Source organism: Chryseobacterium sp. CH25, from assembly GCF_004119455.1.
Classification (GTDB): domain Bacteria; phylum Bacteroidota; class Bacteroidia; order Flavobacteriales; family Weeksellaceae; genus Chryseobacterium.
Map to the genome: position 1 here is coordinate 378,577 of NZ_NRQT01000005.1, position 11,824 is coordinate 390,400.

Below are 11,824 nucleotides of genomic sequence, written 5' to 3' on the forward strand. Positions count from 1 at the left end.
TGATGCTGTTTCAGTCTTTCATGCAAAGACTTATTTTCAAGCAATAGCAGATAGCGTTGTTTTGCGGTTTCAAATTTTAAAGAAACTTCCAGAGGTTCCTTTTTTACCACCCAGTTTTTTCCAGATACCGGATATGAAAAAGAGCAAGATCGTGATACTTTTCCAATAATTCCCGGAAAGCTTTAACAGGATATTTAATGACAGAACAATCTTCCAGGGCAATAATATTAAAATCACTTGGTTCATTTTTGATAATTGCAGAGGTGGAAGCTACAAAACTGTGTTCCTCAAAGAAAATTTTATAAATAGAGCTTCCTTCTTCATCTGTTGTGTAATAGCCTATCAACCCGGATTGTATGAAATAATAATACCTTGCCATGCTCCCAGATTCCAGAAGAAGTTCATTTTTTTGATAATGCTCTTCACTGCAAATAGCCATTATAGCAGAAATTGTTTCTTCTGATAATGGATAATAGCTGTTCATTTGCTTTAAGAATTCTGAAGTGTTCATTATGTTAAAGAATAACTATTGAATGATATGGAGACGCATAAATTAATGATATCCATTTTGACTTCCACTACTATATTTTTTTATTTTTTGGCATGAATGCAAGAATTTTTAATAGATGCAACTTAACATTCGGTTTGTCATTCCGTAGGAATCTCAACCTTATTTTTGGAATATAATACTCTAGATTCCTACGGAATGACAAACTGTAGTAAAAAACATTCTTGCATTAGTGGTGATAAAAAATCTGCGTAATCTCCATAATCTGCGAGAGAAAAAAATTAGAAATACTTTTAATCCAACATTTTCTTCATCATCAGATCTGTCTGTTCCTCATCGCCAAGCCTGAAAATATGTTTATCAAACTCAACAAATCCGTTCTTTTTGTAAAAGTTTAAAGCTCTCAGGTTTTCTTCCCAGACTCCCAGCCACAGATATGATTTTTTGAGAGATTGAGCGGTGTTGAGTGCCTGATCGTATAGAAGCTGTCCTACTTTTTGACCGTGATGGCTTTTCTTCACATAAATTCTTTCAATTTCAAGACTGGTTTCGTCCTGTAATTCTGTCTGTGCCTTACCGGTATTCACTTTCAGATAACCAACAGGATTGTCTTCTTCCCAGGCAATATAAAAGTGAGAATCAGGATTATTCAGCTCAGCAGTTACTTTTTCTGTATTGAAGCTTTCTTTCAGATATTTTTCCATGGCTTCTTCAGTATTGTCTTTTGCAAAAGTTTCTGAAAAAGTCTGAATACCCAATTTTTGAATAATCTCTGTATCTTCAGCAGAGGCTTTGTTGATAATAATAGATGCCATTTTTTAAAGTTTTATGAAAATAATATTTTTTTAAACGCTTCAGAAGCCAGGTGTACCTGTACACTCCAATCATCGGCAGCATCGCTTCCTGCATCATCAGAAATGTATTTTAAACATAGAAACGGAATGTTTTCTTTTTGGGCAATCAAGGCCAGAGGATAGGCTTCCATATCAACGATATTATAATCTGTTTCAGAATGGTTCATCTCGAAACTGTCTCCACTTCCACAGATTCCCTCTTTCAGGCTGTCCATTTTAAGGCCATATTCCAAAACTGGCGGAACTCCTGATAATGGAGTCTCATACAGTTTAAAACCTAAGCCTCTTACATCCATATCTCTCTGGATAAACCTGGTACAGCAAACCACTTCTCCTTTGTGAAAACCTTTGCTTCCAGCAGAACCCAGATTCACAATTAATTTTGGTTTTCTGGTGTGAATTTCTTTGGTAAGCTCTATGGCTGCATTTACCTTCCCAATTCCTGTTATTAATTTATTCTTTTCATCGAATACCGTTCCGGCTTCAGCATCCAGTGCAAAAACAAAAAGAGTGTCTGCAATAGGAAAATGAAGCTCATTATTAATTTTTATCATTGAAAAATATAGATTTATACTGTCTCACAAAGATACGAGAGTTTTGTTGGATTTGATAGAATGTTGACAGTTTTCATAATCTTTCGGGTGATTTCAAACACTAATTACACTAATGCTTTTCATAAATAACACAATTGTTGTCATATTTAGCATGTTTAAAATAATACAACACATTAAGATAATGATCGCTTCTTCGAATCAACGGAGTTGATTCTACATTTTGCTCCCTAAAATCAACGGTATCAAAAGATGAACTTTGCGTCAAATTTAAATTGCTATCATCATTTTTTTAAATGCAAAGTTCATGTTTAATGATGCTAAATTTTAAGGGAGCAAAGAGTTTAATCGATTTTCAATCGATCTGATGAAGTGTATAGTTATCATTAAATTAATAGGTTACTCCTTTTTTAAGTTTTCGCATACTAGTATAAAACGTTAAAAATTTGTGAGAATTCTAAAAGAAAAACCCCAAACTAAAAAGCCTGGGGTTTATATAATTAAATGCTGCATCCATCAGCATCACAGGATGCTCCATTGCTTCCTGAGAGATCTTTAAAAGGACTTACGGTCTCTTTATAAGTCTGCTGTAATGCATTTTCAAAAACTTCTACCGGTTGTGCTCCTGAAACGGCATATTTACCATTTAGGACAAAGAAAGGAACTCCTGAAACACCGTTGTTTCTCGCTTCCATAATATCCTGGTTTACTTCGTAATCCATTTGATCGGTAGTAACAGCTTCTCTGGCTTCTTCTTTATTAATTCCTAAGTTTTCAGCAAGGGAAAGTAATACTTCAGTATCACCTACATTTTTGCCATCAATAAAATGAGCGATGAACAATGCTTCTTCCATTTCATTGGACTTGTTATGTTTCTTAGCCAAATGAAGCAGTCTGTGAGCACTGAAAGTATTAATGATTAGCGTTTTACCAAAATCAAAGTTAATACCTGCTCCTTTTCCCATCTGGGTAACCTGAGCTAGCATCTGATTGGCCTGAGCCTCACCCACTCCTTTTTTCTCTCTGAAATATTGAATGGTATCCTGAGTGGTGTGGGAATCTAACGTTGGATCAAGCTGAAAGCTCTTCCACTCTACTTCTACTTCATCTTTAAATGGCAGTTTTTCCAATGCCTGTTCAAAATTATTTTTTCCGATATAGCAAAACGGACACATAACATCCGACCAGATTTCTATTTTCATTCTATTTAAATTTAACTAAACAAAGATAAGGAAATATTTTAATGTAATAAAATTTGTTACATTTGTTTTAAGCAGCCTGAAAGAACCTGTCTTCTTTTTTCAAGTACATTTCTCAATATTATCATAAGAAAGGCAAGAATTCCAAAAATAAAGCCTATCCATGGGGTATACTCTACTCCTTGGGTAATAATAATCCAGCCACCGATAGTAGTTCCCAACGTAACGCCCAGATTTCCGAATGATGTAGCCAGACTGTTTGCAAATTCCAAAGCATCGGGAGCTGCGGAGATCATATAGGTAGAAGCATTCAGAAAGCTTGGAGAATAAAGAAATCCCCAGATTCCTATAACCAGCATGGTTGCCCACAAATTACCGTCTGAAACATACAATAATACAGGAATAAGAATGGTGCCGGAAAGGAAGAATGCCAGTGTTGTGGTAACATTTTTATTAAGCATTTTACCAGCAATTCTGTTGGCGATAATTCCTATAACTCCGAATAAAAATAGCATATAACTTACCATAGAAGTATCCATACCTTTAGCTTTTCCCAGATAATCCGCAAAATAACTATAAGTAGAAAACCAGGCGGTAATCATAAAAAAATTGGTAAGTGTGCTCAAAATAAATGGTGGCTGTTTTAGAATTCTAAGCTGGCTGCCATATGATTTCTTCTCTGTAACCGGCATAGAAGGAAGAAGAAAATGAATCGCTACCAATGCAATTAAACTCACTGCTGCCTGTATCATAAAAGAATATTCCCACGAATAGAGCCCAGAAATCCATGTCGCAAAAGGAACTGTAGTCACCATTGCTATAGCCACTCCATTGAAAACAATACTCATGAGCTCATTTTTCTTACTGTTGTCAGCTCCGGATACTGCTACAGACAAGGCGGTTGCAATATACACAGGTTGTAAAAATGCAGGAAGAATTCTTACTAGCATTAATAGCCAAAAAGGAGGCGAAAATGAAGATACAATCCCTGTAATCAAAAATATAAGGATAGAAGCTATCATTAGATTTTTACGATTGATGCCCGAAGTAAGTAAAGTCATAAAAGGCCCTGTAAGAGCAATAACCAAAGCAAAAGCACTTAAAAGATAACCTGCTTTGTCTATACTGATCTTATAATGCTCAGCTACTTGTGGCAGAATTCCAATGATTCCAAACTCTGTAGTAATCACAGCAATGAATCCTAAACATCCGATGTAGGCATACTTTTTCATAATTATTTCTTTGGATGGTTTTATTTAAGATGCTGTTTAGCAAAGTTTGCCATTTCATTGATAGCCAGCTGAGTTTCTTCCAAAATTTCTCCCATATGCATAAAGCCATGAACCATATCTTTGTAAAAGGTTGTAGTAAGAGATACTCCGCCATTCTGCATATTTTCAGCAAGATGTCTTGCATCATCAGCTAAAGGATCATGTTCCGCGATAATAATTAATGTTGAAGGGGTATTTTTGAAATTTTTTATTAAAACAGGAATGGCCAGCGGATTGTTACTTTCTTCTTTGGGTAGATATGAGTTCCAAGCTTCTACTCCACCTTGCTTATTGAGAACAGGTCCGTTTTCATAGATTTCCCAGGTTTTGGTATTCAGCTGATTATCTACAGCAGGATAAATCAGAACCTGAAACTTGAAAAGTTCTCCAATTTGGGTAGAAACAGCCGTTGATAAAGCTCCTCCGGCACTGTCTCCGATAATTCCTATTTGATCCCGATCAATTCCTAAAGAATCTGCATTTTCTATAATCCACTGTACAGTGTCAAGACAATCGTTCAGACCAGCAGGAAAAGGATGTTCAGGAGCCAGGCGATAATCTATAAAAATCACGACAGACCCTGTCGCATTAGCCAATTTACGAACAACAGCATCATGGGTTTCATAACCACCAGCAATAAACCATCCGCCATGAATATAAACAATGGCTGAAGACTTTTGAGTGGTTTTCCCCTTTGGACGATATATCCTGATTGGAACTTTATGATTTTCGATTGGAATATCAAGCTCTTCAATCATAGCCACAGCTTCTTTTTTAGCACTCAGCTGTAAAGACATTGCTTCAAGATATTTTCTGGCATCATCCAATGGATTCTGTGGATTAAAAGACTGTATTTTTTCTAAATGTGTTAAAATCTGATTAATTTTAGGGGTCAACTGCATTTTGTTTTTTATTTTAAGTTAATAAGTTGTGCAGTGAACAGTAGCGCTATTGTTATTTATCTGCTTTTATGGGGACAAAATTAGTTTTCATGCCTTACATTTGCACTATATACAGGCCAATGTATGGTACGAACAAATTTGTAAGTATGGGTAAGATAAAAGAGAATTCAACCAATAATATCAACAAACAATATATTCAGGAATGTGATTTGAGCTATGCCGTATGTAAGATCGGTGGAAGATGGAAGTTGTTTATTTTGAGTAAATTAAGAGATGGTGTATTGCGTTTCAGTGAGATTAAAAGAGCTATTCCGGGAATTACGGAAAGAATGCTTACCCTTCAGTTAAAAGAATTAGAAAAAGAAGGTTTGGTAAAAAGAACGGTATACGCGGAAGTCCCGCCAAGAGTAGATTATGAGCTTACTGATATCGCCAGAGAACTGATTCCTATTTGGGATGCCTTGAATACATGGGGCGGAAAACACAGGAAATTTATTGCTCAGCAAGAGGAGTGTAATGAATCGTTAAGCTAATTTAAGGCGAAACGAAGCGATGACTCTTTTTATGGCCACGAATACACGAATATTTTTTATTAGCGTATAAAATCTATGTTCCCAGGTGGTAATATTTAAAAACTACATAGGAACATAGAATATTAACATAGAAGTGTTGAAAAATGCTTTTCTTTCAATACTAAGGTTTATAATTTATTGACTTTGTTACAAAACAAAACATGAGCAACTAGCGCAAGAACTCCAAAGGCCGTTCCTACAGCACATACACCTGTCCACTGTGCCTTCTGCCATGCCAGAGAAGCCAACCATGTTCCCAGTGATCCTCCAATGAAATAGGAAACCATATACACTGTATTCAGTCTGTTTACAGCATTGGATTTAATTAAAAAATAATTGGTCTGATTCATAATATGACTGGATTGTACACCAAGATCAACGAGAATTACTCCTACAATTAATCCCCAATAAGTCTCTCCTCCAAAATAAGTGAATCCCCAGCTTCCAATCAGGATCAGTAAAGAATACAATATGATGCGGTTGATATCCATATATTTTTGAAGCTTACCAACTTTAGCAGCAGCCAATGCTCCTACTGCTCCGGCAAGACCAAAACTTCCTACCACCGATGAACCTGCATTAAAAGGTGGTTTCTCCATATGAAAAACCAATGTTGTAAATAAAGCACACATAGATCCGAAAGCCATAGCTCCACGGAAAGAGGCCAGCTGAAGAATAGGCTGTGTTTTGGCAAGGTGAGCCACGGAACGCATCAATTCCTTGTAAGTCCCTTTAAAATTAGGAGATAGCTCCGGAAGCATTTTGTAGACCGCCAGCCAGACTAAGATCATAAGCCCTGCTGCAATTCCGAACATGGCTCTCCAGCCCCATACTTCCCCTACAATACCTCCAATGAAACGGGAAAGAAGAATGCCCAATAAAAGTCCGGACATTACCAATCCGATATTGGCCGATTTTTCTTTATCTGAAGACAGTTCAGCCGCAATGGGAACAAATAGCTGAGGAATAACAGAAGTAGCTCCAATCAGTAAACTGGCAGCATACAGCATCCATAACTGGTTGGCAAAGGTCATCCAAAGCAAAGAACCAAAGACAAGAAACAGATCAATCAGAATTAATTTCTTACGGAAAAACTTGTCTCCAAGCGGTACAATCAACAATAATCCCAGGGCATACCCAATCTGGGTAAGTACAGAAATTTTGCTGGCAGCAGCTTCGGAAACATGGAGATCTTCTGAAATCAGAGCCAGTAAAGGCTGGTTGTAATAATTGTTGGCTACTACAAGTCCTGAAATGATAGCCATTAACCAGACCACTGTTCTGGAAATACCGTTGGTAGAATTCACCTGCATCTTAAAATTTTTATTGAATAGTAATAGATCCTAATGACTGAATGTTTTGGATCTATTTTTTAACGACCTCAAAGGTAGGGATTTTCACAAAAGAGACTGATTGATTATGATTGATTTCACCTCTATGTGTTATACATTTTTTCTTGTAACCTGCTCCCATAAAGAGTTTTTTATTAATATTGTCCAATTTTATCTTTACATTTGTAACAACACACATTTATTTTTATGGATAATATGGATTCCAGAGAACAGATTCTACAAAAATCTGCCGAAGCCAAAGAGCTTTATCTTCCTCATATTTCAGTAGATCCGGTTGTTTTTGGTTTTGACCAGAATGAATTAAAGGTATTGCTGGTGAGAATGAAGTACAAAAAACAATGGCTTTTGCCGGGTGGTTATGTGCGAAGAGAAGATGACTTGGATGAAGCAGTAGTAAGAGTGTTGAATGACAGAGCAGGTGTTACTGATGTATTCCTTGAAGAATTTGGTGTTTTTGGAAGAAGAAACAGAAGTCAACTCTATTTTGATGAGTTTGATGAAACCCTTTTTCAAAAACAGAGATTCATTTCCGTAGGATATTATGCACTTTATAACTCTTCTGAGATTAATCCTGTTGCAGACGACGTAAGTGAAGCCTGCGAATGGGTTTACCTGCGCCAGTTGCCTGAAATTGTTCTTGGAATGGACCACCGTGAAATTATTGAAAAAGCATTGCTTACTTTACGGGAAAAAATATCTACCAAACCCATTGGATACAATCTGATGCCGGAAAAATTTACCCTTCCGGAACTGCAGAAACTCTATGAAGCCATATTAGGTAAATCGCTTAACCGTGGGAATTTCTACAGAAAAATTAAAAACCTGAATGTTTTAAAAAAGCTTGACGAACAAAGATATGTAGGCGCTCACAGATCTCCGGATCTCTATTCCTTTGATATAGAAAACTATGAGATAGCTCTGGAAAATGGTCTGAACAACTGGTAAGATTCTTCCATTGTTTTTGCCGATGATTTCTATTGATGAAAAACCTTTTGAATGTTGAAAATATTCAGGAAATTTGCAGTATGAAAATCATTCCACTTAAAGAAGGTAATTTCTCAGCAAGCAAAACCAAAGATTTTACCCTTTTAACAGAAGAAAATTTTAATACTGTTTCCGGAATAAAAATGTCCGTTCAGCCTTTTCTTATCATTACTGAAAACGATTATATTCTTTTAGATGCCGGAATTGGCTGGAAAAATGAGCGTGGAAATACAGTGATTTCAGAAATTCTTGAAAGAGAAAATATACGTCCTGAACAAATTACAAAACTACTTCTCTCCCATCTTCACAAGGATCATATTGATGGCACAATAACATTTACAGAAAATGGTTATGAGGCAACCTTTCCTAATGCTCAGATATATATCCAACAACGAGAACTGGACTTTGCCATGGAAAAAAAGGAAATCCTTCCTTTGATTTTGATATTTTAGAAAAGCTGATTCAATTGCCTAATATTACCTGGATGAATGATGATAAAGGGGAAATTACCAATGAAATTTCATATGAAGTAGTAGGCGGGCATACACCTTTTATGCAGGTATTCTGGATCAAAGAAAATGAAGAAACTGTTTTCTACGGAGCAGATGATCTTCCACAGGCATCTTATTTAAAATACCATTTAGCCTACAAAAGTGATTTTGACGGCAGAAAAGCAATGAACTTAAGACTTTTATGGGAAAAGGAAGCCAAAGAGAATAATTGGAAAATACTTCTTTATCACGATCTGGATAAAGCTATTATTGAAGCTTAGACTAAATGAATAATAAAGGTATCACCCTTTCTCTCTAAGACTCTCCCACTCTCAAACTTATAAATCCAGTTGTCTCTGAAATTCTTCAAGGTATTTTGCAATATGAATACCATCCGCCAATCCATGGTGAGCTTCAATAGAAACCGGCATATATTTTCTGTCATCACGGATATTGAATTTCCCAAAAGAGATCTTGGGTACAGACTCATCATTGTTAAAATTGGTAGGGTGAAGAATCGCACTGAATGAATTCCATGGAATTGTGGTATGTCTCACATGATCCTTCCCTAATCTTTCATTACTTAATCTAAGACCTGTAGAATTGTGAACCCCTTTGATTTCCTCCTGTAATGCAGCATTGAATATTTCAAAGTCCTCTGAAAAAGGGGTAAATGAAAAACCAAAAGTTCCATCCGGTCTGGCAATTGTGCTCCCGGCATGAACAATATCAAACTGAACGACTTGTCCGTCAATAATTCTCAGCTTTAATTCATCCACAGTATTAATGGCAATCATCGATTTGTGATAGTAATAGGCAAAGAAAGAATATCCATTTTCTTTAGCATCGTTATATGCCTTTGTACAATCTACTTCGGTGGTAAAGCCAAAATAAGGGCTTGCCATTTGAGAGAAAAATTCAAAATGCTCCTTTCTGTTCCATTGCTCCAGGTCTACAATCTTCATTGATTTTAATTTTTTGCAAATTTCTGTAATTTTTCTGGGTTTTAAATAGTAAATCGAGTATTAATTTTATATGTAAAACGGATTTTTTAGGTTGGAACACGCAAAGGCGCAAATATTTTTTATTAGGTTGCGTTTTAAGGCGCAAGGATTTTATCTGTGATAAAATTTTGAACACTGAAAATAGATAAGCGTTTGTATGAAATCTGCTTAATCTGCGAGAGCATATTAATTACCAGGAATGCACGAGTATTGTTATAATTAGTATTGAAAGCCGTATTTTTGGTGAAATATTTATCGGATGTTTGAAGTACTGCTTGCCCATATTCAGAATAAAGTTGAGATTAATGATGAACAGAAAAGTTTGATTCAAACATTTTTACTGTAAAAAAGCTGAAGAAAAAACAATACCTGCTGCAGGAAGGAGATGTTTGTAAATGTCTTTCATTTGTCAGCAAAGGTTTGTTAAAATCTTATTATCCTGATGAAAAAGGAAATGAACACATCAATATGTTTGCCTTTGAAGGCTGGTGGATTTCCGACTTTAACAGTTTTATTCATCAGGAAAAGGCTGTTCTGAACATTGATGCTGTAGAAGCTACTGAAGTTTTGATGATTACTTTGGACAATTATGAAAAGATGATGCTGGAAATCCCTGTAATGGATCGTTATTTCAGAATTCTATATCAAAACAGCCTGGTTACTAAAGATTACAGACTCATTGTTTCCAATGGATACACTGCTGAAGAAAAATACCTGCAGTTAGCTGGAAAAAATCCGGAAATGATAAAAAGGGTTCCCCATAATCTTATTGCTTCCTATCTTGGACTGGCCCCTGAAACGATCAGTAGGATCCGTAAAAAGAATTCCCTGAATAATCCTTGATCCAGATCAACTCAAACACATGATCTGAATCAAGCGTAAAAGACTTGTAGTCGCCATAATTTTGCTGAAGAAATTTACATTACTATGGAAAATACAGGAAATATTGCCTTGGTTGTAGGCGCTACCGGAATTACAGGAAGTAATCTTGCTGAAGAACTTATTTCACAGGGATGGAAAACTTACGGATTATCTAGAAATCCTAACAATAACATTACAGGTCTTCACCCGGTGAAAGCAGACTTGTTGGATGAGCAGAATCTTATTGAGGCATTAAAAGACATCTCTCCTACTCATGTTTATTTTACGACTTGGATGCGTAATGATACGGAAGAAGAAAACATCCGTGTTAACAGTATGTTGGTAAGAAATCTCCTGAACGTTTTATCTCCTAAAAAATCGGTTCAGCATGTGGCTTTGGTAACCGGATTGAAACATTACCTTGGACCATTTGAATCCTATGTTAAAGAAGGTAAACTGCCGGAAACACCTGTTCGTGAAGAACACCCGAGACTTTCGCTTCCCAATTTCTATTATGCTCAGGAAGATGAGATCTATAAAGCTTCGGAAAGAGATGGCTTTACATGGAGTATTCACCGTCCTCATACCGTAGTTGGATATGCAGTAGGAAATCTCATGAATATTGGAGCTACATTGGCTGTGTACGCCAGTATTTGTAAGGAAACAGGAAGAAAATTCATTTGGCCGGGTTCTGAAGCGCAATGGAATGGTATTTCTGACGTCACAGATGCCGGAATATTAGCCAAACAGTTAGTTTGGGCTTCCAGTACAGATTCTGCTAAAAACCAGGCTTATAATATTACCAATGGAGATGTTTTCCGATGGAAATGGCTATGGAACAGACTGGCAGACTGGTTTGGAATAGAATCAGAAGGTTTTAATGGTACCATAAGACCTCTTGAAAAAGAAATGGAAAACGATCAGGAAATCTGGAAAACCATTGCTGAAAAATATGAATTGAAAGAAAACAATTTAGATCGCCTATCCTCAGCATGGCACACCGATTTAGATCTTGGAAGGCCTCTTGAAGTAATGTGTGATCTGTCAAAAAGCAGAAAATTAGGTTTTACAGCCTATAAAAGTACAGAAGACTCTTTTATAGAAGTATTTAAAAGGCTTAAATCTGAAAATATAATTCCTTAATTGCTGCTATTTTTTTAGCCACGAATGCACGAATAAAAATGATTCGTGCATTCGTGGCATTTATCAGCAACATTCAATTTTATCGCAGATAAAATCCTTGCGCCTTAAAACGCAATCTTATAAAAAATATTT

14 protein-coding genes are annotated in these 11,824 nt (G+C 36.2%); 6 read left to right on the top strand and 8 right to left on the bottom strand.

All coding sequences use genetic code 11. The features are described from left to right. Nucleotides 1-103: 103 nt before the first annotated feature. The 6 genes from BOQ64_RS14615 to BOQ64_RS14640 form a co-directional block, all read right to left on the bottom strand. Complete coding sequence (locus BOQ64_RS14615) at nucleotides 104-511, bottom strand: Crp/Fnr family transcriptional regulator (RefSeq protein WP_228448396.1); 408 nt, start codon at nucleotides 509-511, stop codon at nucleotides 104-106. A 290-nt stretch (nucleotides 512-801) separates the two neighbouring features. Then, complete coding sequence (locus BOQ64_RS14620) at nucleotides 802-1,323, bottom strand: GNAT family N-acetyltransferase (RefSeq protein WP_129057555.1); 522 nt, start codon at nucleotides 1,321-1,323, stop codon at nucleotides 802-804. A gap of 11 nt (nucleotides 1,324-1,334) precedes the next feature. Beyond that, nucleotides 1,335-1,916: a nucleosidase gene (locus BOQ64_RS14625; RefSeq protein WP_129057556.1), complete on the bottom strand. Its 582-nt coding sequence runs from the start codon at nucleotides 1,914-1,916 to the stop codon at nucleotides 1,335-1,337. 497 nt (nucleotides 1,917-2,413) lie between these two features. After that, on the bottom strand, nucleotides 2,414-3,115 hold the full coding sequence (locus BOQ64_RS14630; protein WP_129057557.1) for a DsbA family protein: 702 nt from the start codon (nucleotides 3,113-3,115) through the stop codon (nucleotides 2,414-2,416). Between the two features lie 56 nt (nucleotides 3,116-3,171). Beyond that, on the bottom strand, nucleotides 3,172-4,344 hold the full coding sequence (locus BOQ64_RS14635) for an MFS transporter (RefSeq protein ID WP_129057558.1): 1,173 nt from the start codon (nucleotides 4,342-4,344) through the stop codon (nucleotides 3,172-3,174). A gap of 20 nt (nucleotides 4,345-4,364) precedes the next feature. Next, entirely contained in the window at nucleotides 4,365-5,285 is a 921-nt protein-coding gene (locus BOQ64_RS14640) for an alpha/beta hydrolase (RefSeq protein WP_129057559.1), read from the bottom strand. A 146-nt stretch (nucleotides 5,286-5,431) separates the two neighbouring features. Here BOQ64_RS14640 and BOQ64_RS14645 point away from each other — a divergent pair, with 146 nt between their 5' ends. Then, on the top strand, nucleotides 5,432-5,818 hold the full coding sequence (locus BOQ64_RS14645) for a winged helix-turn-helix transcriptional regulator (RefSeq protein ID WP_129057560.1): 387 nt from the start codon (nucleotides 5,432-5,434) through the stop codon (nucleotides 5,816-5,818). A 167-nt stretch (nucleotides 5,819-5,985) separates the two neighbouring features. On the opposite strand, the gene BOQ64_RS14650 is transcribed toward BOQ64_RS14645, so the two are convergent. Further along, nucleotides 5,986-7,170: an MFS transporter gene (locus BOQ64_RS14650; RefSeq protein ID WP_129057561.1), complete on the bottom strand. Its 1,185-nt coding sequence runs from the start codon at nucleotides 7,168-7,170 to the stop codon at nucleotides 5,986-5,988. A gap of 225 nt (nucleotides 7,171-7,395) precedes the next feature. On the opposite strand from BOQ64_RS14650, the gene BOQ64_RS14655 reads away from it, so the two are divergent. The 3 genes from BOQ64_RS14655 to BOQ64_RS24740 all read left to right on the top strand — a co-directional run bounded on the left by BOQ64_RS14655 (nucleotide 7,396) and on the right by BOQ64_RS24740 (nucleotide 8,965). Continuing rightward, on the top strand, nucleotides 7,396-8,154 hold the full coding sequence (locus BOQ64_RS14655) for an NUDIX hydrolase (protein ID WP_317127591.1): 759 nt from the start codon (nucleotides 7,396-7,398) through the stop codon (nucleotides 8,152-8,154). Nucleotides 8,155-8,234: 80 nt separating this feature from the next. Next, nucleotides 8,235-8,645 (top strand): MBL fold metallo-hydrolase, encoded by a 411-nt coding sequence (locus BOQ64_RS24735; protein ID WP_317127665.1) that lies wholly within the window; start codon nucleotides 8,235-8,237, stop codon nucleotides 8,643-8,645. Nucleotides 8,646-8,659: 14 nt separating this feature from the next. Then, nucleotides 8,660-8,965 carry a hypothetical protein gene (locus BOQ64_RS24740; protein WP_317127666.1) on the top strand — a complete coding sequence of 102 codons (306 nt, stop codon included), beginning with the start codon at nucleotides 8,660-8,662 and terminating at the stop codon, nucleotides 8,963-8,965. Nucleotides 8,966-9,022: 57 nt separating this feature from the next. On the opposite strand, the gene BOQ64_RS14665 is transcribed toward BOQ64_RS24740, so the two are convergent. Beyond that, the gene (locus BOQ64_RS14665; RefSeq protein ID WP_129057563.1) at nucleotides 9,023-9,649 is read right to left on the bottom strand and encodes a chloramphenicol acetyltransferase; all 627 of its coding nucleotides are present in this window, start codon (nucleotides 9,647-9,649) and stop codon (nucleotides 9,023-9,025) included. Between the two features lie 411 nt (nucleotides 9,650-10,060). Here BOQ64_RS14665 and BOQ64_RS14670 point away from each other — a divergent pair, with 411 nt between their 5' ends. Beyond that, nucleotides 10,061-10,531 (top strand): Crp/Fnr family transcriptional regulator, encoded by a 471-nt coding sequence (locus BOQ64_RS14670; RefSeq protein ID WP_262708769.1) that lies wholly within the window; start codon nucleotides 10,061-10,063, stop codon nucleotides 10,529-10,531. A gap of 84 nt (nucleotides 10,532-10,615) precedes the next feature. Then, a complete protein-coding gene (locus BOQ64_RS14675; protein ID WP_129057564.1) occupies nucleotides 10,616-11,692 on the top strand; it encodes an SDR family oxidoreductase in 1,077 nt (358 codons plus the stop codon). The last annotated feature ends 132 nt before the right edge of the window (nucleotides 11,693-11,824 follow it).